16 protein-coding genes are annotated in these 20,495 nt (G+C 52.1%); 14 read left to right on the top strand and 2 right to left on the bottom strand.

Annotated elements, in window-relative coordinates; all coding sequences use genetic code 11:
- Positions 1–31: 31 nt before the first annotated feature.
- Entirely contained in the window at positions 32–2,263 is a 2,232-nt protein-coding gene (locus tag M2298_RS26530) for a heavy metal translocating P-type ATPase (RefSeq protein ID WP_280649305.1), read from the top strand.
- 83 nt (positions 2,264–2,346) lie between these two features.
- On the opposite strand, the gene M2298_RS26535 is transcribed toward M2298_RS26530, so the two are convergent.
- Positions 2,347–4,350, bottom strand: coding sequence for an ABC transporter ATP-binding protein (locus M2298_RS26535; RefSeq protein WP_280649306.1), 2,004 nt, complete (start codon positions 4,348–4,350; stop codon positions 2,347–2,349).
- 288 nt (positions 4,351–4,638) lie between these two features.
- Between M2298_RS26535 and M2298_RS26540 the strand changes: the two genes are divergently transcribed.
- The 13 genes from M2298_RS26540 (at position 4,639) to M2298_RS26600 (ending at position 20,173) form a co-directional block, all read left to right on the top strand.
- The gene (locus M2298_RS26540) at positions 4,639–5,538 is read left to right on the top strand and encodes a phosphotransferase family protein (protein WP_122962208.1); all 900 of its coding nucleotides are present in this window, start codon (positions 4,639–4,641) and stop codon (positions 5,536–5,538) included.
- Positions 5,539–5,577: 39 nt separating this feature from the next.
- Positions 5,578–6,804, top strand: coding sequence for a DUF3880 domain-containing protein (locus M2298_RS26545; RefSeq protein ID WP_280649307.1), 1,227 nt, complete (start codon positions 5,578–5,580; stop codon positions 6,802–6,804).
- The gene (locus M2298_RS26550) at positions 6,801–8,429 is read left to right on the top strand and encodes a DUF3880 domain-containing protein (RefSeq protein WP_280649308.1); all 1,629 of its coding nucleotides are present in this window, start codon (positions 6,801–6,803) and stop codon (positions 8,427–8,429) included. The genes M2298_RS26545 and M2298_RS26550 overlap by 4 nt, the downstream gene beginning before the upstream one ends.
- Before the next feature lie 226 nt (positions 8,430–8,655).
- Positions 8,656–10,302, top strand: coding sequence for an AraC family transcriptional regulator (locus M2298_RS26555; protein ID WP_122962211.1), 1,647 nt, complete (start codon positions 8,656–8,658; stop codon positions 10,300–10,302).
- Positions 10,303–10,413: 111 nt separating this feature from the next.
- Positions 10,414–11,421, top strand: coding sequence for an iron-hydroxamate ABC transporter substrate-binding protein (locus M2298_RS26560; RefSeq protein ID WP_217023397.1), 1,008 nt, complete (start codon positions 10,414–10,416; stop codon positions 11,419–11,421).
- Positions 11,422–11,441: 20 nt separating this feature from the next.
- The gene (locus tag M2298_RS26565) at positions 11,442–12,449 is read left to right on the top strand and encodes a FecCD family ABC transporter permease (protein ID WP_122962213.1); all 1,008 of its coding nucleotides are present in this window, start codon (positions 11,442–11,444) and stop codon (positions 12,447–12,449) included.
- Positions 12,442–13,461 (top strand): FecCD family ABC transporter permease, encoded by a 1,020-nt coding sequence (locus M2298_RS26570; RefSeq protein ID WP_280649309.1) that lies wholly within the window; start codon positions 12,442–12,444, stop codon positions 13,459–13,461. The genes M2298_RS26565 and M2298_RS26570 overlap by 8 nt, the downstream gene beginning before the upstream one ends.
- 101 nt (positions 13,462–13,562) lie before the next feature.
- A complete protein-coding gene (locus M2298_RS26575; RefSeq protein ID WP_173600148.1) occupies positions 13,563–14,129 on the top strand; it encodes a nitroreductase family protein in 567 nt (188 codons plus the stop codon).
- A 286-nt stretch (positions 14,130–14,415) separates the two neighbouring features.
- On the top strand, positions 14,416–15,642 hold the full coding sequence (locus tag M2298_RS26580) for an MFS transporter (RefSeq protein ID WP_173597936.1): 1,227 nt from the start codon (positions 14,416–14,418) through the stop codon (positions 15,640–15,642).
- Positions 15,632–16,111 (top strand): MmcQ/YjbR family DNA-binding protein, encoded by a 480-nt coding sequence (locus M2298_RS26585; protein WP_229049794.1) that lies wholly within the window; start codon positions 15,632–15,634, stop codon positions 16,109–16,111. Before M2298_RS26580 ends, M2298_RS26585 begins: the two co-directional genes overlap by 11 nt.
- A gap of 45 nt (positions 16,112–16,156) precedes the next feature.
- Entirely contained in the window at positions 16,157–17,539 is a 1,383-nt protein-coding gene (locus tag M2298_RS26590; protein ID WP_122962216.1) for a sigma-54 interaction domain-containing protein, read from the top strand.
- A gap of 387 nt (positions 17,540–17,926) precedes the next feature.
- Positions 17,927–19,309, top strand: coding sequence for a GntP family permease (locus M2298_RS26595; RefSeq protein ID WP_122962217.1), 1,383 nt, complete (start codon positions 17,927–17,929; stop codon positions 19,307–19,309).
- Between the two features lie 78 nt (positions 19,310–19,387).
- Complete coding sequence (locus M2298_RS26600; RefSeq protein ID WP_445662484.1) at positions 19,388–20,173, top strand: 3-hydroxybutyrate dehydrogenase; 786 nt, start codon at positions 19,388–19,390, stop codon at positions 20,171–20,173.
- 124 nt (positions 20,174–20,297) lie between these two features.
- Here the strand turns inward: M2298_RS26600 and M2298_RS26605 are convergent.
- On the bottom strand, positions 20,298–20,495 hold a 198-nt coding region (locus M2298_RS26605), incomplete at its 5' end, for a hypothetical protein (RefSeq protein WP_280649310.1).

Below are 20,495 nucleotides of genomic sequence, written 5' to 3' on the forward strand. Positions count from 1 at the left end.
AAATAGATGCTTGGGAAATAGGTGAGAGCATATGGCAAATGAACAAAAACATGACGGGTGCTGCAGCGGGCACCATTGCAGCTCAGAACATACCCATGGCAAAAAAACACTCACAGTGCTGGAGTCTGCGGCTACCGTTGCCTCTGACGGTACGGCCGCTCTGTCCGGAAAGGCGATTGTCTACAGTGTGCACGGCATGGATTGCAGCTCGTGCGCCAAGTCGCTGGAAAGGCACATGCGGACACTTCCAGCGGTGAAGGATGTCAGTGTTAATTTTTCAACCGGAAAAATGCAGCTTGTCTCTGACGGCTTGCAGGATGACGCGGTGATCAGGGAAGTCGCCAAGGCGGGGTACAGCGCCCAGCGGCTGGAGCGCAGAACGTCTGGTGAGGCGGTCAAAAAAGATCAGGCGGGCACGCTGCTCACGACTCTTTCCGGAGTTTTTCTGGCGCTTGGCTTCGCAAGCTCCTTGACCAGCTTGGACGCATCGGTCAGCACGATTCTTTACGCACTCGCCATTATTAGCGGCGGCTATCGTCCGGCGCGCAGTGCTTTTTACGCGATCAAAAGCAAGTCGCTGGACATGAACGTACTGATGTCAGTTGCTGCGATTGGGGCTGCTCTGATCGGAGAGTGGCTGGAAGGGGCAACGGTTGTCTGGTTGTTCTCAATCGGCAATTTGCTGCAAACGAAGTCGATCGAAAAAACGCGCGACTCGATTCGCAATTTGATGGATCTCGCTCCGCCGGAAGCGTGGGTGAAAAAAGGCGAGACGCTGACCCGGATGTCCGTAGAAGAGATTGGCGTAGGCGATGTGATCGTGGTCAAGCCAGGGGAGAAAATCCCGCTCGACGGCGATATACTGGCGGGTCATTCCAGCGTGAACCAGGCTCCGATTACAGGCGAGTCCATTCCCGTCGACAAACAAGCCGGCGACGCCGTGTTCGCAGGCAGCGTGAACGAAAGCGGCGCTTTGGAAATCAAAGTGACGAAGCTCGTCGCAGATACGGCGATTGCGCGAATCATTCACCTGGTGGAAGAGGCTCAGGAGAAAAAAGCTCCCACGCAGGCGTTTGTCGACAAGTTTGCGGCCATGTACACGCCGATCGTGCTGATTCTCGCCTTGTTCGTGATTGTGTTTCCTCCGCTGTTTGGCTTTGGCACATGGGGAGAATGGTTTTACAAGGCATTGGAGCTGCTTGTGGTTGCCTGCCCTTGCGCGTTGGTTATCTCGACGCCGGTTGCCATTGTTTCCGCGATCGGGAATGCCGCCAGAAATGGCGTGCTGATTAAAGGCGGGACTTTTTTGGAGAAGGCAGGAGCGATTGAAGCGATTGCTTTTGACAAGACAGGCACGCTGACAGAAGGCAAGCCGCGCGTGACTCAGGTAGTGGCAGTAGGAGAGGCGGAGGACGTCATCCTTGCCATTGCCCGGACGATGGAAGAGCGCTCCAACCACCCGATTGCCCAGGCGATTGTCGCTTACGCCAAGCAAAAGCAGATAGCCGCACGAGCGGGCGACGATTATCAGGCGCTGGTAGGAAAAGGCGTGCAGGCGACGGTAGATGGTGTGGTTTATTACGCAGGGAAGCCGGCGCTTTTCGAAGAGCTGGGGATTGACATGAGTCCTTGGAAGGAACAAATCGCTTCCTTGCAAGTCGAAGGCAACACACTGATTGTGGTTGGCACGAAGCACGAGCTGCTCGGCATGATTGCCGTAGCAGATGCGATTCGCGAGATTACGGTTGGCGCGATCAGTCAAATAAAAGCAGCCGGAATCAGCGAAATCATCATGCTGACAGGCGACAATGCCGGGACAGCGAAAAAGGTAGCGGCCCAGACGGGAGTCGATCGCTATTTTGCCGAGCTGCTTCCGCAGGACAAGGTCGAAGCAGTGAAAAAGCTGCAACAAGAGGGCAAAGTCGTCGCCATGGTCGGCGACGGAATCAACGACGCGCCTGCGCTGGCAACCGCCGACTTGGGTATCGCCATGGGCGGGGCAGGCACGGATACCGCGATGGAAACGGCAGATATCGTGCTGATGGCCGACAATCTGGAGAAGCTGCCGCATACGGTGAGAATCAGTCGCAAAGCGCTTGTGATCATCAAGCAAAACATCTGGTTCTCCATCGTGGTGAAGCTGGTTGCACTCGTGCTGATTTTCCCGGGCTGGTTGACCTTGTGGCTGGCTGTACTGAGCGATACAGGCGCTGCTTTGATCGTGATTTTAAACAGCATGCGCTTGCTCAGAATGAAACCGTAATGTGCTGAACGGCAAAAAGAAAAGGGAGAGAGCCATCGAGGCTCATCTCCCTTTTTCGTTTGTTGGTGCAGGCTTGTCCTCGTTTAGACCAGGACGCCGCCGCCGTAACGCTCAAATTCTTTTTGCGTGCAAGCGACATAGTGACCTAGCTCGATTTCCCGCAGCACTCTTTCTTCGGTCTGGTTCTGCAAGTATTCCTGATCGTCGAAAACAATCCGTTTGCGGTTGCGCTCGTAATCCGGGTCTGGCAGAGGGATAGCCGAAAGCAGAGACTTGGTATACGGGTGAATCGGGTTTTCGTACAAGCGGTTGCTCTCCGCCAGCTCAACGATTTTGCCGCGATACATCACGCCGATCCGGTCACTGATGTATTTCACCATCGACAGGTCATGGGCGATGAACAAATAGGTCAGGCCCTTTTCTTTTTGCAGACGTTTGAGCAGGTTGATAACCTGAGCCTGAATGGATACGTCCAGAGCAGAGATCGGCTCGTCCGCGATAATGAACTCGGGATCGACAGCCAAAGCGCGGGCAATTCCGATGCGTTGGCGTTGTCCGCCGCTGAACTCATGCGGATAGCGGTTGGCGTGCTCGCGGTTCAGACCGACTGTTTCCAGCAGCTCGTGTACTTTCGCGATGCGCTGCTCTTTGGTAGCCAGTTTGTGAATATCCAGACCTTCTGCAATAATATCGGATACAGTCAGGCGAGGATTCAGAGACGAATACGGGTCCTGGAAAATCATCTGGATTTTGCGGTTCAGCCATTTCTTCTCTTCGCCTGTTTTTTTGCCGTGAACACTCTTGCCTTTGAACAGCACTTCGCCGTCTGTCGCATCGTACAGGCGGAGGATGGTGCGGCCAGTTGTGGACTTGCCACACCCGGATTCTCCTACCAGTCCGAAAATCTCGCCTTTGTAGATGTCAAAATTGATTCCGTCAACCGCTTTCAAAATATGGCCGCCGCCAAGGTCGAAATGCTGTTTCAGGTCTTTGACCTCTACAAGCTTTTCGCGCTGGTCATACGATTTCGCTGCTTGCGGGCGTTGCGCTTCGACTTTCTTTTCGTCGCTGTCTGTTTTGCGTCTCACTGCGGATGCAGGAGGATCGATTTGCGGAGCCATCTCATGCAACAACCAGGTTGCAGCATAGTGCGTCTCCGAGATTTTGAACATCGGTGGCTCAAATTCCAGATCGACTTGCAGCGCATACGGGTTGCGTGCTGCGAACGCATCGCCGACAGGAGGCTTGAACATGTCTGGCGGGGAGCCAGGAATGGACATCAGCTCTTCGTCGCTCGTATCGAGGTTAGGCATGGAGCCAAGCAGCCCCCATGTATACGGATGCTTCGGATCGTAGAAAATCTCATCGACATTTCCGATCTCGACAATTTTTCCAGCGTACATAACCGCTACACGGTCAGCCATATTCGCTACGACACCGAGGTCGTGGGTAATGAAGATGATGGAAGTACCCATTTTTTTCTGGATATCTTTCAGCAGCTCCAAAATTTGCGCCTGAATGGACACGTCCAGCGCGGTTGTTGGCTCGTCCGCAATGATCAGCTTCGGATTGCAGGCCAGCGCGATCGCGATGACGATCCGTTGACGCATACCGCCAGAGAATTGGTGCGGATATTGATCGACACGCTCTTTGGCAAACGGAATGCCAACCAGCTCCAGCAGCTCGACAGCGCGTGTGCGAGCTTCAGCGCGGCTCAGCTTCTGGTGTTTGATGAAGCTCTCCATAATTTGGTTTCCGATCGTCATCGTCGGATTGAGCGACGTCATCGGATCTTGGAAAATCATCGAGATGTCGCGTCCGCGAACATCTTGCATTTCTTTTTCTGTCAAAGTAACCAAGTCTCTGCCTTCAAACAGGACTTGTCCTTTGGGAATACGGCCCGGAGGAGAAGGAATAAGGCGCATAAGTGCTTGAGACGTAACGGATTTACCGGAGCCGGACTCACCTACGATAGCCAGCGTTTCCCCTTTGTGCAGGTCGAAAGAAACCCCCCGCACTGCTTTTACCTCACCTGCATACGTGTCAAATGAAACGTGTAAGTCCTTTACTTCCAAAACTTTTTCCATAGAATCCTCCCTTTCCAACGTGATGATGTGATCAAACAACCCGCCATTTATGTGTAACAATCTCTCTAGTATGAATTTTTACGAAAATGAAAATCATTATCACCATTATACTATATTTGCTGAGTATTGTTAAAAAATTTTTTTCTATTCAGCACATACCTATCGGCAAAACCCCAAATGTTGCTAGGCAGGCTTCATTAGGGGCTTTTTTATCGTTGCCTTTCGTAAGCCAAGTCATACAATACATCAATTGAGTATGAATGCGGTCTGGAAAGGGGCGTATTTCGTGTGCAACTCGAGCCTTTGCGCAAGCTGCTGCAAGACCGATATCCGGAGCTGCGAAACGAAACATTTCGCGTGGACGATACAGGCTGGAGCAATTTTGTCGTCATCGTAGGAGAAAAGATGATTTTCCGCTTCCCCAAGACAGAGGAGGCGAAAGCGATCATCAGCCGGGAGATGCAAATTTTACCGCTGCTAGGGCCTATGGTGCCAGTGGCGATTCCCCAGTTTGTCTATTCCTCCACGCAGACAGACGACATCAAGTACGTCGGATACCCGATGATTTACGGGAAGCCGCTTTTTCGCGAAGAGATGAGCGGACTGTCTGACAAGGAACAAGAGCAAGTAGCCAAAGCGATTGGGGGATTTTTGAGCGGGCTGCATTCCTATCCGCTGGAAAAGTCGTTCGACAAGGCGATTGACCCGGCGTTGACCAAAGCTTTTTACGAAAATCTTCTGAAGCGAATTGAACGGAAGGCTTTTTCTTATATGCCTCTTGAGCTGCAACAGTGGACCAGGCAGACCTTTCAGGCGTTTGTGGCGAATCCGGACTACTTCGCGTTCAAGCCGGCGCTGTTGCACAACGATTTGAAGCCTGAGCACCTGCTCTACGACTTCGAGAAAAGGCGGCTGAACGGGATTATCGACTTCGGCGCAATGGGGGTAGGAGACCCCGCCTACGATTTTGTCGGGATTTACAGGGCGTACGGCGCAGCCTTTGCCCACAAAGTATTGAGCTATTACACCAGGGAGACTGACCCGGTGTTTTTTGACCGCATAACATCATTTTACGTCAAGACGATCAGCTTTTGGACACTATTTTACGGAATTGACTGCCAAAATCAAAAACTCATTCAGTATGCGCTTGGAAAATTGCAGGCATTTGCCCGAGCCAAGGGAACCTGAGGGAACGGAAACAGGAAGGAAGGACGGCGAGGTGAGAAAATGCGAGTATTGTTCTTGGAAAGCCACCCCATGTGGATTCACGGGCTGCCAAACGGATTTCGCGATTCAGGACACGATGTGATGATTTCAGGGCCGTTGACGGAGCAAAACATTCCCGAGATGCTCGGGGAGTTTCAGCCAGATTTGGTGATCGCCATCGGCTGGGGGCCTGAGCAAACGGCTGTCAAACTGGACTGGATTAATCGGTATGTGCATGAGGCGAATGTTCCGCTCATTTACTGGGCGACAGAAGACCCTACGTTTACAGAGAGCTTTACGATGCCGTTGATTCAAAGGGTGCAACCTGACTTTGTCTTTACGATTTGCTCCGAGCGGGTAGATTATTACGCACAACGAGGGATCAAGGCGGCACACATGGATTTTGGATTCCATTCCAGCATTCATTGTCCCGTTCCGGCAGAGGATGCGTATCGTACATCGATCGCCGTTGTTGCCAATGCGTATCCGCACGTCTTCAAGCAGCATGCTGACCATTTTCGGCTGGTGTCGCTGTTTACGCTCATTCGTCCGCTGCTTCATGCCAACATGCGCATCGACTTTTACGGCCGCGACTGGGACAAAATGAAACCATATCTGGGGCTGGACATCCCGCAAGAGTGGATTCACGGTTATTTGTCTTACCCGGATGCCCACAAGGTGTACAGCTCGGCAGACATCGTCATTGGCCTGCAAAACTACGAGACGCAGCTGACACAGCGGACGTATGAGATTTTGGGATCGGGAGGCTTCCTTGTTACACAGGATACACTGGCAGTCCGCAGCATGTTCACGTCAGGAAAAGACCTGCTCGCGGCTTCCACATCTCACGAGACGCGGCAAATCATCGAGCACTATTTGCAGCATCCGGAGGAACGCAAACAAATTCAGGAGCAAGGAAGACGGGCTGTTCGCCATGCGTCCTATCAACACCGCGCAGATTACATGGTGCAGGTGCTGCAAGCGCAAGGAATTTTGTCCACCGATAGCGAGACTGCGACTGGACCAGGCGAGCTGATCTCCTACCCGGAGCGAATCCGGCAACGCTATGAAGTGCACGACGTCCGCCGGGGAGATACGCTCTGGAAAATTGCCCAAACCTACGGGGTGACGATCGAACACATCATGAAGGAGAACGGGCTTACTTCCTATGATATTTACATCGACCAATACTTGAAAATCAGGGAGCGCAGCCGCGAAGCAAACGAAAGCGGCGGAGGGAGCACATGAGAATTTTGTTTCTGGAAAAAAATCAGGCGCTCCTTCACGGATTGCCGCACGGTTTTTGCGATGCCGGACATCAAGTGCTGATTTCCGGGCTGTTGACGGAGTCCAATCTGCCTGCGCTGCTCCAGCGCTTCCAACCGGATTTCATCATGATGACAGGCTGGGGGCCAGAGCTGACTCCCACGCAGCAAGCGTATGCGGGCGAGCAAGCCAAAAAGGCGCGAGTACCTCTGATTTACTGGGCAGAGCAAGATCCTGCTTTCTTGGATATGTGGTCACTGCCTGTAGCTTTGCGGATGCAGGCAGATTTTGTTTTTACCGTCTCGCCAGAAAGTGTTCCGAGCTACGAAGCGGCTGGAATCCGGGCGGCGCACATGGATGTTGGCTACGACCCCAAGTGGTATGGCTCAGGCGAAAGCCCAACCCCCGACGAATCGCGCACACCTGTGGCAGTTGTATTTTCTCCGTTTCCTTATATGTATCGGCATCAGTGGGGCCATAAGCTCGCTGACGCACTGCATACGCTCATCTGGCCTCTGCTTGCGAAGGGCATCCCGGCTCGCTTTTATGGAAAAGAGTGGGGGCAGATGCAGCCGTTTTTTGGCTGGAGCATTCCGCAGAACGGGACGATGTCTAAGCCAAGTCCTCTGGAAGCAAGACGGGTCTATCAGGAAGCGGACATCGTGATCGAATTGCAATCGTCCGAACAGCATATTTCGCAGCGCATGCTGGAAGCCGCAGCGTGTGGCAGTTTGTTGCTCGCGCGCGAAGCTTCCGGTTTAAGGCGGATTTTTACTCCCGGCCATGATATGCTGGCATCTTCGTCTCCGCTACAGACAGCAGAATTGCTTTCATATTATATGGAAAAAAGCGGCGAGCGAAGGGAACTTCAGGCACAGGCGATGCGGACGGTTCAAGCCCATACGTACGAACAGCGCGCCCAATCTATCATACGCACGCTTGTAGAGGAAGGGATTGTCGCTAACGACAGGACAGCATCTATGCAGCGAGAAGAAAAGTTCTTGCGGCTGGGCCAGCCGATTTGCAGCAGCGACACGGTGCATGCGGTCAAGCCAGGAGAGAGTTTGTGGGGAATTGCCCAGACTTACGGGATAAGTATCGAGAGGCTGCGCGAGGCGAACCGACTCGTCTCTGATCTGATCCAGATCGGCCAGTTTTTGCGCATTCCGCAGCGAATCGCAGAAGATGACGAGCAGTGCAGGCGAGTGAAAAAGTGGCTGGACAAAGCAGCGCGCCTGTTTCAGCTCGATCCGTGTCTGCTCTACGGGATCGCCTATGCAGAGTCCGATTTCGGCCAAAATGCGGGCATGAGTACAGCAGGCGCGTTCGGAATCATGCAGCTCAAGCAGAAGACAGCGCAGGGGCTGGGCGTGGATCGGAACGATCCGTGGCAAAACATCGTAGGCGGAGCCATGTACATCAAGGAGCTGTTGCATGAATTTGCAGGCGATCTGCCCATGGCTCTAGGGGCGTACAACTGGGGGAAAAACCACGTTCGGATGGCCGCTCAGCAAGCGGACAAACAGTGGCTGTTGCTGGCTCCCGAAGAAACGCAGCACTACGTCGCCAAAATAGTAAAATATATGAGCGAAGCGGGCAGCGTATGACAAGGCCCGCAGGTGCATGATACAGCGTCAGAAAGCCCGGCTTTGTGGAGGTGGGGCTTTTTTGGCGCTGTTGGCGCTGCTAATAATTGAAGATAGGAAGAGACGGATGAGTTTGATATACTTTTAGCACAGAAATGAGAATTGTTATCAAAAAACCAATCGATCCATTTGTTTGTACATAGAGAGCCGTGAAGAAATATTCTGCAAGACTGAAGGTGTGACCAAGATGAATGACAGACAAGCGATGTTCCAGGAGTTTACCGAGCATGTGATGGCCGATGTCATGTTCAAGCTCCGCGATATTGCCTGGATAAAAGGAGACGAGCATGAACGTCTGCGCCAACAGTTTACAAATTCACACATATTGCTGATCGTAACCGGCGGGAGAGGCCGTTTGCGATTGGAAAATGTCGAGCATCAGTTGCGTCAGGATGCGATTTATATATGCCCCCCGATGAGCACGTTCGGGATCGATCCAGACTCGGTTGACGAATTGCAGATGTACGTCATGCGCTTCGACGCGTTTAGCGAGTCCAAGCAGAGAAGGAGACGTCTTCGCGTATTGCGGGAAGAGCACGAGTTTCCATTAATGGGGGAAGTATCTGTCCGCTCCGCGGGGCAGCTTGTGCTGTACTGCGATTCGATTGCAGAGCTATGGCAGCAGGCAGGCGGGATCGACCGTTTTCGCAGCCAGACCATGTTTCAAGAAATGTGGTACCACATCGTGAAGAACGTCGATTTCACGGCACAAGATTCAGCTACGGCGCTGGAACGAGCACGTGCCTACATGGAAGAGCATTACTCGCAAAATATCACGATTGAGCAGCTCGCCCGGATTGCCGAAGTCAGCCCGAAATACTTCGTGGATTTGTACAAGAAAACATACGGTGTATCCGCGATGGATTACGTCACGGAGCTGCGCATTAGCCGGGCGAAGCAGCTCATGGCGCAATCCCACGTAAAGCTGCGTGAAATCGCTCACCAGGTAGGATACAACGACGAGTTTTACTTCAGCCGCAAATTCAAAAAAGAGGTGGGAGTTTCGCCTACCTTTTATATGAAAAGCCGCCAGCGCAAAATCGCCGCCTACCGCGCCCCGATCATTGGGCAGATGCTGGCATTGAAAATGATGCCGTTCGCAGCTCCACTGCATCCGAAATGGACGGCCTATTACTACCAAAACTACCGAAACGACATCCCCGTCCATCTGAGCGCGTTTCGCCAGAATGAAAACTGGAAGGCAAACATCGAAATGCTGCAAGAAGCCAAGCCCGATGTAATCATTTCGCTGGACAAGGCCAATGAACAGGAGACCGAGCAGCTTGCCCGCATTGCGCCAACTTTGTTCGTGCCATATGAAGCGCAAGGATGGAGAGAGCAGTTGCTGATGATCGGCGATTTTTTGGGAGAGTCGGTGGAGGCCAGACACTGGCTGGCTGCCTATGACGAGAAAATGGCCAGAGGACGGGAAGGGCTGCGAAAAACGCTTGAGGAAGAAACGTTTCTCATTTTGCGCGTGTTCAAAAATGAGCTGACTGTGCACTGCAATCGCAGCATGAACGAGGTTTTTTACAAAGGGCTGCAAGTGAAGCCAGCTTTTGTTACGACAGAGGATGTTTACGATCAGACCGTATCGCTTGCCGATGTGGCTGCGCTTAATCCTGACAGGGTGCTGATGCTCGTTTGCCAGGAAGCCGAGACTTTGGAAACCTTCAAACAGTTGAAGCTGTCTGCGCAGTGGCGGGATTTGAAAGCGGTGCGAAACAACCGGGCGTACCTGATTACTTCCGATCCGTGGCGAGAGTATTCAGCCCTTGCCCATAATCGGGTTCTTGACCAATGCTTGCGTCTATTTTCAGGAGATCGTCCATGACGATTCTGGATATCGTCCATGGTCGCGGATAAGCAGATGCATTATAATCACGAATGATAATCGTTATCAATAAAGATCATATACAAACATATGAGAGGGGCTTTTCAAGTAATGAAAAAGGTATATCTGGGTCTTAGCATCGCCATGCTGGCAATTGCACTGACTGCGTGCGGCGGCAACCAGGCTGCAAACTCCACGGCAACGAACAACAGCACCACACCTGCTGCGACTACGACAACAGCGGAAAAACCTGCTGAAGAGGGTGCCAAACAAGAGACACGCACGATCAAATACCTCGATAAAGAATACACTGTCCCAAGCAAAGTAGAACGGATCGCTATCACAGGTAGCATGGAGTCCATGGAAGATGCGCTCGTGCTCGGCGTAAAACCGGTTGGGGCCATTTCCATCGGTGGCAAGTTCCCTGAGATGTTTGCTCCGATCACCGGAGAAGCAAAATCCACTGGCGAGAAAATCCAGCTGAACCTGGAAAGCATCGTGTCCATGAAACCAGAAGTCATTCTGGGCAGCAGCAAGTTCCCGCCTGAAACTTTTGAGAAATTGACCAAAATCACTACAGCGTTCCCGGTTTCCCACATTTCCACCAACTGGGAAGCAAACCTGCTCTTGCTGGGTGAATTGACTGGCAAACAAGCTGAGGCTCAAAAAGTGATCGACGACTACAAAAAAGAAGTCGAGGCAGCAAAAACTCAATTGGGTGAGGGCCTGAAAGACAAGAAAGTGGTAGCAATCCGTTTGCGCCAAGGTAGTATCAACATTTATCCGGAAAAAGTGTTCTTCAACCCATCTCTCTACTCTGAATTGGGTTTCACAGCACCAGCAGAAGTAAAAGCAGCGAAGGCGCAAGAAGTGGTTTCGCTGGAGAAATTCAGCGAAATGAACCCGGATTACATTTTCGTCCAATTCTCTGCGGATGAGAACAAAGACAATCCAAAAGCACTGGAAGATTTGGAAAACAACCCGATCTGGAAGAGCATCAACGCTGTGAAAAACGGCAAAGTATTCGTAAACGTGGTTGATCCGCTCGCGCAAGGCGGAACAGCTTGGAGTAAAGTACACTTCCTGAAAGCTGCTGTTGAAAAATTGTCTGCCAAGTAATAGTAGGCGAGGTTAATCGCATGCAATCAAAAAAAGCAGTACCTATCCTCATACTTGCGATTTCGCCCGTAGCGATTGCGCTAGTGATCGTGTTGTCTATTCTGTACGGGGCTAAGCAGATTGACGCATACACCGTCTATCAAGCTCTCTTTCAGTTTGACGAAGGGAATGTGAATCATCAAATCATTATGCATTCCCGTTTGCCACGAGTGTTGGGCGCACTCATGATCGGAGCGTTTTTGGCAATATCAGGAGCATTGATGCAGGGGATGACGAGGAACTACCTCGCGTCCCCCTCTATTATGGGGGTATCCGACGGTTCGGCCTTTGCCATTACCCTGTGCATGGTGCTGATGCCTGCTTCGTCGAATACGACAATGATTTTCATGTCGTTGGCTGGTTCGGCGCTGGCAGTTGTGATGGTACTCGGATTGTCCAGGCTGTTGCCCAATGGATTTTCGCCTGTCGCTTTGGCGGTAATCGGGACGATTACGGGAACGTTTTTGAGCGGTGTCTCTGCGGCTATCGCTTCTTATTTTCAAGTCTCGCAAAATGTAAGCTTCTGGTATAACGCGCGGTTGCATCAGCTTGAACCGGGGCTGATTTGGCTGGCGGTTCCTTTTGCTGTCGTCGGCATTATCATGGCTCTGTTCTTGTCCAAGTCCATTACGATTTTGTCGTTGGGGGAGGAAATCTCGCTCAGTCTGGGACAAAAGACGGTCTTGGTCAAAGTGCTGGCAACGACGGCTGTCGTTATTCTTACAGGCATTTCGGTAGCATTAGCCGGAAAAATCGGATTTGTCGGGCTAATTATTCCCCATATGACCCGTTTCCTGGTCGGCCTGGACTATCGCTGGATTGTTCCGTGCGCAGGCGTGATGGGAGCCGTTTTCCTTGGCTTGTCTGACGTCTTCAGCCGCTTCATGAACAGTCCGTTTGAGACGCCAATTGGAGTTGTTACCGCATTTATCGGTGTGCCGTTCTTCCTCTATCTGATTTACAAGAGAGGGGGAGGCAAGCATGCGTGATAACAGAAGCAGATTTCGTCTGGTTCTGACAGTCAATATAATCCTGATTGTACTGGCAATTTACATTAGCATCACAAACGGCGTGTTCGACATGTCCGTGATGGATGTGGTTCGCACTTTGTTGCGGCTCGGGTCGTCTCCTGAGCAGGACCTCGTTATTTTTGAATTTCGGTTGCCGCGGATTGTCATTGCAGCGTTGGTCGGCTATGGCTTGGGTGTTGCAGGTGCTGTCATTCAAGGCATTACCCGCAATGGTCTGGCTGATCCGGGGATTTTGGGGATCAACGCCGGGGCAGGTGCGTCTGTCGTAGCATTCATGTTTTTCTTCCAGGGACAGTTTACGGATGCCGGTTGGTTTTCCATCATGGCAATGCCGCTGTTTGGCTTGGCCGGGGGCTTGTTGGCAGCTGCTCTGATCTACATGTTTGCCTGGCGCAACGGAACACTTGACCCGCAAAGGCTGATCCTGGTCGGGATCGCGATCGGATCAGGGCTGGGAGCAGTAGCTTTGTACTTGTCGCTGAAAATGAACCCGAACGATTTTGAAATGGCTACCGTCTGGCTGACCGGAAGCATCTGGAACGCCAACTGGACGCATATTACCGGAATGCTCCCCTGGTTGATCCTGCTTGTTCCTGTTTTGCTGCGCAAAGGGCATATTCTCGACTTGATGCAGCTAAACGAGGAATCGGTGAAAAGCCTTGGGGTGTCGGTGGAAAAAGAACGCAATCGGCTCTTGCTGTCCAGTATCGGGATCGTAAGCGCGTGCGTTTCCGTTTCCGGCAGCATTGGTTTTGTCGGTCTGATGGCTCCGCATATAGCCAAGCGCCTGACGGGTATTGCTCACAGACATGTTTTGCCGCTATCCGGCACAATCGGGATGTTGATGGTGATTGCGGCGGACTTTATCGCCAAGACCGTATTCACTCCGGTTGAACTGCCGGTTGGCATTGTCATCTCGATCATCGGGGTGCCGTATTTCTTCTATCTGCTTAGCAGAGCCAAAAAATAGAGAAAAGCAGTCCATTTGGATAGAGTCAGGAGGAGGGCGCCACTTTGAGCAAGGGGCGCTCCTCTGATTTTGGGAGAGAAAGCAAAAAGGGAGGAACGAAAATGGAACTGGCAAAATTGATCAGAGAACGCCGCTCGATTCACCGTTTTGAAAATCGCGAGGTAGACCCGGCGCTGGTGGCCGAGCTGTTGGATACAGCCGTTTGGGCGCCTAACTACCATATGACCCAGCCGTGGCGTTTTATTGTGACGCATGGCGAAGGCCGCAGAAGAATCGCGGAAGCGGTGCGGATCATGAAGGAAAAACGCGAAGTGGACCCTGCCAAAAAGAAAGAAGTAGGGGAAAAGTTCTACAACAAAATCATGGCGATTCCGATGCTGATGACAGTTATTATGAAGGAAAGCCCCAACCTGATCGAGCGTCAGGACGATTTCGCGTCCACCAGCATCGTCATCCACAATTTCAGCTTGCTGGCGTGGGAAAAAGGCATCGGTCTGACCTGGGAGACTTACCCTTGGATTCACGAGCCGGAATTTCGTGAGGCGATGGGCATTGCTCCGGGAGAAAAAGTGCTGGGTAACCTGCACATCGGCTATCCGGCAGCGATTCCAAGCCCGCAGCCGCGCGTTCCGGCAGCCGAGCGGATCACGTTTGTGGATAAAGCGTAGCGCAGGACAAGAGGGGAACATTTTTTCTTGTCAGGCAGTTACTTTTTGTGGTACTCTTGGGACACTCTACAAGAAAGGGTGACCATCAAGCCAATGATTTACTAACTCCTGTTTCCACAAAAACAATCGGATAAGACGATGCGTTTTTTGGATGGGAGTAGTATGTGCATATTGGCAAATCGATGGTAGAGCCTTTGATGTTTCTTTGCAGAGGGTTTCTATGTCTTTTTGACGATGATATGCTACGCCTCCTGTCCAGATCGCAAATGGATAAGGAGGCTTTTTTATGTCAAATATGCTTAAAAACCGGTACGTCCGGGCGATTTTGTTGTCGGGCTTGTTCTTGCAAATCGGGATATGGGTACGCAATTTTGCCATACTGCTGTATGTCATGGACCATACCGGAGGCGATCCGTTCGCTGTTTCCATGATTTCTGTCGCGGAATACGCGCCGATCTTTCTGTTTTCTTTTCTCGCGGGAACGTTTGCTGACCGTTGGCGGCCGAAACGAACGATGGTCTGGTGCGATGTGCTCAGTGCCTTGTCCGTGATTGCCGTACTGGTCACGTTTGTCTTCGGAACGTGGAAGGCGATCTTTTTCGCAACGCTGATCTCGGCCGTGCTCTCGCAGTTTTCCCAACCATCGGGCATGAAGCTGTTCAAGCTGCACGTTCCGGCGGAGCAGATGCAAGCGGGGATGTCCGCCTATCAAACGCTTTTTGCCATCTTTATGGTTCTGGGGCCAATCTTGGGTACATTTGTGTTCCAGCAATGGGGGATGGAAGTGTCCATGCTGATTACGGCCGTTGCTTTTCTGGCTTCTGCCGGGGTGCTGTACATGCTGCCGCCTGATCGGGTGGAAGAGGGAGAAAGGCAGGAATCTGCCTTGCTGGAAGAGATGGCGAGCGGGATTCGCTATGTGCTCAGAAGTCGCGTGTTGTCCTTGTTGGGCATCTGTTTCATGGCAGCGGGGCTAGGTATAGGAATGGTGCAGCCTCTGGCGATATTCCTGGTGACCGAACAGCTCCAGCTGCCTAAGGAGAGCCTGCAATGGCTGTTGATGGTTCAAGGTGTGGGCATGATTGTAGGAGGGGCGCTGACGATGGCGCTGGCGAAAAATGTGCCTCCGCAAAGGCTGCTCGTTCTCGGAATGCTGGGCAATGCCGTTGCCCTTGGCGTATGCGGAGTGTCTACTCACTTGTGGCTGACGCTGCTCGCCCAGCTTTTGGCCGGATTGCTGTTGCCGTGCATTCAGATCGGGATCAATACGATGCTGCTCAAATATACGGAAAGCTCCTTTATCGGACGGGTAAACGGCATTTTGACCCCGCTGTTTACAGGTTCCATGGTGATCATGATGAGCGTGGCAGGGGTGCTGAAGCTGCATCTTTCCCTCATGCTTGTGTATGAAATCGCGGCGATTCTGTTTTTGATTGGCCTGAGCTTTATACTGCCGCTGTATCGCGTAAAAGAAGGAAAGCCGATGCCAAGCGCAGAACAGATTGGATCATGAGGAAACAGCCGTAACGGCGGAAAAGCGGCAAGGAAAATTGGTGATAGAGGATGGGGGTTGCGATCAGATGACGCATGAGCGGATTACGTCCAAGGAAGGGCTGGAAATGGAAGCGGCGGTCAGGGAGCTTGCGATCCGCTGGCCTGAAGTGACGGAAAAGGTCGATGGCTTCGGGCATACGTCGTTTCGGGTAAGCGACAAGCCGTTTGTCATTATGGGAGAGGGGGGCGCAGAAGGCCCCGCCCTCTCCTTCAAAGTGCTCAAGACGACACAAGAGCTGTTGCTCGCCCAGGAGCACTTTTACAAGACGCCGTATATCGGTCACCACGGCTGGGTTTCCATTCGCGCCCAAAACGTTGCGGATTACAGCCTGCTTGCGGACTATTTGCTGGAGGGTTACTTGTGTGCAGCTCCCAAGCGTTTGGCAAAACAAATGCAGGCGCAGCTTCCGTCGCTCATGGAATCATGAGGAGCTGTCATTCAAGCGATCTACCAGACAAAGGGGGAGCCCCAGTTGGATTGGAATCTCCAACAAATCAGCAAGTTGCTTGAGGTCGTCTTCGAGAATGCCCATGAGCCGATGATCGTGACGGACAGGGACGGCAAAATCCTTTTGATGAACCGGAGCTATCGGGAATTTTTGAACGTGCAGGATGTCATCGGCAAACCCGTTACAGATGTGATCGAAAATACGCGGATGCACATTGTCGGCCAGGCAGGTGTAGCGGAGATTGCGGATATCCAGCAAATCAAGGGACAAAAGATGATCGCCCACCGCATTCCGATCATGGACGAGGGCAACGTGATCGCTGTACTCGGAACGGTGCTGTTTCAGGATGTGCAGGAGCTGACTGCCCTGGCTGCGATGGTCGATCAGCTGAAGGACGAGCTGACTTACTATAAGAAAGAACTGCGGCGCAGGATGGGGGCGACCTATCATTTTGACCAGATCGTCGGATACAGCCAAAAGCTGCAGGAACTGAAAAAATTTGCCCAAAAGGTGGCGACCAGCGATTCGACGGTATTGATTACCGGGGAGAGCGGGACAGGCAAGGAGCTGTTTGCCCACGCGATTCACGCGCAGAGCAAACGGAAGATGGGGCCGTTCATTCGCGTGAACTGTGCGGCGATCCCGGATACTTTGCTGGAATCGGAGCTGTTTGGCTATGAAGAAGGAGCGTTCACCGGAGCGGTTCGCCGCGGGAAAAAGGGCAAGTTCGAGCTGGCCAATCACGGGACGATTCTGCTCGATGAGATCGGGGATATGCCGCTGCCTTTGCAGGCCAAGCTTTTGCGCGTTTTGCAGGAAAAGGAAGTGGAGCGGGTTGGCGCTGTCCGGACGACGCCAATCGACGTGCGGGTGATTGCTTCCACGAACCTCGATCTGTTGCAGAGCATCAAGGAAGGGAAGTTCCGCGCCGACCTTTACTACCGTCTGAACGTAGTCACCTTGTCGATCCCTCCGCTGAGAGAGCGGCTGGAAGATTTGCCGGAGCTGGTATCCAACCTGCTCAAGCAACTGGGCGAGTCTACAGGCATCACGGTCAAAGTGATCGACGAAGAGGTCTGGAATGTGCTGCGGGGCTATGCTTGGCCGGGGAACGTACGCGAGCTGCGGAATGTGCTGGAGAGAGCATTGCATCTGATGGAGGACGATGTGCTGAAAAAAGAGCACATTTGGCTGCCGGCATCGGACGAGACGGCAGTTGTTCCTGTGGCGGATGCGCCGTTCAGAGAGCTTATGCCTTTAAAGCAGCTCATGGAACAGACGGAGCAGGAGGCGCTTGCGCTTGCGATGCAGCAAACGGGCGGAAACAAGCTGGAGGCAGCCAAGTTGCTGCAAATCAGCAAGTCCAGCTTTTATGAAAAGTGGGAGAAGTATTCCCAACGGAAATAATGGATGCGTACTGAAAGCCGGGACAGGGCGACAAGGCCGAGTTCCCGGCTATTATTTTTGCCAGATTCCGCGTTTCCGGAATAGAAAAAAGGAGAAAGGTGTCGACGGCAGAAGGTTTTGACATTTTGCCGGAGCTGTTTTTGGCTAGTTTTTTGCTAGATTCCAAAAAAGCGGACGCATAATTCCGGAAATCCGGAAATTTTGCAAGCGCTATCATTCGGGTGTCGGTGCCCGGTGACTACAAAGTGGCGCGAATGCTGGATTTGTCGAAAAGGTGACAGAGTTGGCACGATCCATGCAATTCAGAAACGGTTGTAAGCGGTTTCTTTTGCGGTGATTATAAACACTGCGCCTCCAAGCTGGAGGGCAATCTGAAAGGAGAATCCTATGATCATTGAAGTGTTGTCTATCGTGATCGCGCTCGGCCTTCTGATGTTTTTTGCGTACCGGGGCTACCCTGTTATCGTCTTTGCCCCGATCTTTACGCTGCTCGCGGTCGTTTTGTCGGGAATCGCGCTTCTGCCAAGCTATACGGAAACGTTCATGACCAATGCAGCAAACTATGTGAAATCATTTTTCCCTATTTTCCTGCTGGGTGCCATTTTCGGAAAAGTCATGGAGTTGAGTGGAGCAGCTTCGTCGATCGCCCATACGATCGTGAAGGCGCTGGGCTCCAACCGTGCGATTTTGGCTGTCGTGCTGGCATGTTCGATTTTGACGTATGGCGGGGTTTCGCTGTTCGTCGTTGCCTTTGCTGTCTACCCGTTTGCCGCAGCGATTTTCCGTGAAGCGAACATCCCAAAACGTCTGATCCCGGGAACGATTGCACTCGGTGCATTCACGTACACAATGGATGCTTTGCCGGGTACACCGCAAATTCAGAACATCATTCCTACTACTTATTTTGGTACAGACGCTTATGCGGCTCCGGTCGTCGGCATTATCGGAGCGATTATCGTATTCGTCGGAGGGATGGCGTGGCTGGAGCGGAGACGCAAGCAAGCCGCAGCCGCCGGAGAAGGTTACGGCGAGGGGCATTCGAATGAACCAGAGCTGTTGAAAACCGAGTCCTACATGAACATCTGGGTAGCGATTTTGCCATTGGCGCTTGTCCTTGTCGGCAACTACTTGTTCAGCCGGGGCATCTGGACAGTGGAGGGCTGGTATGATGCCACCATGCTCAAAGACTCGTTCAAAATCGAAAAAGTGAAAAACGTCGTGTCGTCCTGGGCGTTGATCATTTCCCTTAGCCTGGGGATTCTCGCAGCGCTGCTCATCAACGTCAAGCAGGTGAAAAACAAGCTGGCGAGCGGACTGACTGCTGCTGCGATGGGAGCTTTGCTGGCGATTTTCAATACCGCGTCCGAAGTAGGTTTTGGTAACGTCGTCAAAACATTGCCTGGCTTCAAGCTGATCCAAGGCTGGATTTTGGGGGCAAGCGATCATCCGCTGGTGTCCGAAGCCGTAGCCGTAAACGTGTTGGCAGGCGTGACCGGTTCCGCTTCTGGCGGGATGTCGATTGCGCTGGAGGTCATGGGCAAGCAATACCTGGAGATGGCCAATGCTGCTGGAATCAGTCCTGAGCTGTTGCACCGGATTGCTTCGATGGCTTCTGGGGGGATGGATACGCTGCCGCACAACGGAGCAGTCATTACCCTGCTGGCTATCACTGGCTTGACACATCGTCAGTCGTACAAGGACATTTTTGCGATCACCGTATTGAAAACAGCCGCTGTCTTTCTGTTGGCTTTCGCGGTATCGATTTTCTAGATTGGCTTGGCAAGTCATTTGCAACATAGCAGCCCGCCTTGAACGGGAAGAGAGAGTGTTTTGGAGAGGAGCAGGAGTATGGAGAAACTGTTGAATAATCAAGTGGCTTTGGTGACAGGCGCAGCGAGCGGGATCGGGCTGGAGATCGCGAGGACGTTCGCTTCTGAGGGTGCAAAAGTCATGCTGCTGGATTTGAATCGGGACGCTGCCGAGCAAGCAGCGCTCCAGTTGCAAAACGAAGGCTACGAGGCTGTAAGCGTGAGTGCCGACGTGACGAACGAGGAGCAGGTGCAGCAAAGTATCCAGCAAGCGGTGCAGACATTCGGCAAGCTCGATATTTTGGTAAACAATGCAGGGCTTCAGTTCGTTTCGCCTATTGAAGACTTTCCTACCGCCAAGTTCGAGCAAATGATCAGAATCATGCTGACGGCCCCTTTCATCGCCATCAAGCATGCATTTCCGATCATGAAACAGCAAGGGCATGGACGGATCATCAACATGGCGTCGATCAATGGCCTGATCGGTTTTGCAGGCAAGGCCGCTTACAACAGTGCCAAGCACGGGGTGATCGGTTTGACCAAAGTAGCAGCGCTTGAAGGGGCAGCAGATGGGGTTACGGTCAATGCCATCTGCCCAGGTTATGTCGATACGCCGCTAGTTCAGAACCAATTGGCTGATCTGGCCAAAACGCGGAATGTGCCACTGGAAAAAGTCATGGAGGAAGTCATTTATCCGCTCGTTCCGCAAAAGCGGCTGCTGCAAGTGCAGGAGGTGGCGGACTACGCTGCATTTTTGGCGAGCAAGAGAGCGCAAGGCATTACAGGGCAAGCAGTCGTCATCGATGGTGGATATACGGCGCAGTAAGCTCCATATAGAGAAGAGAAAGGGTAGCGGGGCCTCTTGTTTAGAGGGGCCCTTTTTGATTTGTACAAAGGTTTTTTAAAAAACTAGCAAAAAAACCTTGTATTCTATTTTTAGATGTGATAGATTATTCCTTGTCGCCAAGAACGACGACAAAACATGAGAAAAGAAAACAAGATTCAACAAAAAACTTCTTGACTCGCAAACAACGAACGTGATAAGATATGAAGCGTTCGACAAAAAATGCTCTTTGAAAACTGAACAGCGAAAGCGTTGATGAGTCTATCATTAAATGATTTGCCAGCTTTGAACCAGTAACAAACTT

The sequence above is a fragment of the Brevibacillus sp. 1238 genome (assembly GCF_029892995.1).
Lineage (GTDB): Bacteria > Bacillota > Bacilli > Brevibacillales > Brevibacillaceae > Brevibacillus > Brevibacillus parabrevis.

Coding starts and splice junctions, on each gene's coding strand:
- M2298_RS26530 (WP_280649305.1), top strand. CDS start 32: ATGGCAAATGAACAAAAACATGACGGGTGCTGCAGCGGGCACCATTGC.
- M2298_RS26535 (WP_280649306.1), bottom strand. CDS start 4,350: ATGGAAAAAGTTTTGGAAGTAAAGGACTTACACGTTTCATTTGACACG.
- M2298_RS26545 (WP_280649307.1), top strand. CDS start 5,578: ATGCGAGTATTGTTCTTGGAAAGCCACCCCATGTGGATTCACGGGCTG.
- M2298_RS26550 (WP_280649308.1), top strand. CDS start 6,801: ATGAGAATTTTGTTTCTGGAAAAAAATCAGGCGCTCCTTCACGGATTG.
- M2298_RS26555 (WP_122962211.1), top strand. CDS start 8,656: ATGAATGACAGACAAGCGATGTTCCAGGAGTTTACCGAGCATGTGATG.
- M2298_RS26560 (WP_217023397.1), top strand. CDS start 10,414: ATGAAAAAGGTATATCTGGGTCTTAGCATCGCCATGCTGGCAATTGCA.
- M2298_RS26565 (WP_122962213.1), top strand. CDS start 11,442: ATGCAATCAAAAAAAGCAGTACCTATCCTCATACTTGCGATTTCGCCC.
- M2298_RS26570 (WP_280649309.1), top strand. CDS start 12,442: ATGCGTGATAACAGAAGCAGATTTCGTCTGGTTCTGACAGTCAATATA.
- M2298_RS26575 (WP_173600148.1), top strand. CDS start 13,563: ATGGAACTGGCAAAATTGATCAGAGAACGCCGCTCGATTCACCGTTTT.
- M2298_RS26580 (WP_173597936.1), top strand. CDS start 14,416: ATGTCAAATATGCTTAAAAACCGGTACGTCCGGGCGATTTTGTTGTCG.
- M2298_RS26595 (WP_122962217.1), top strand. CDS start 17,927: ATGATCATTGAAGTGTTGTCTATCGTGATCGCGCTCGGCCTTCTGATG.
- M2298_RS26600 (WP_445662484.1), top strand. CDS start 19,388: ATGGAGAAACTGTTGAATAATCAAGTGGCTTTGGTGACAGGCGCAGCG.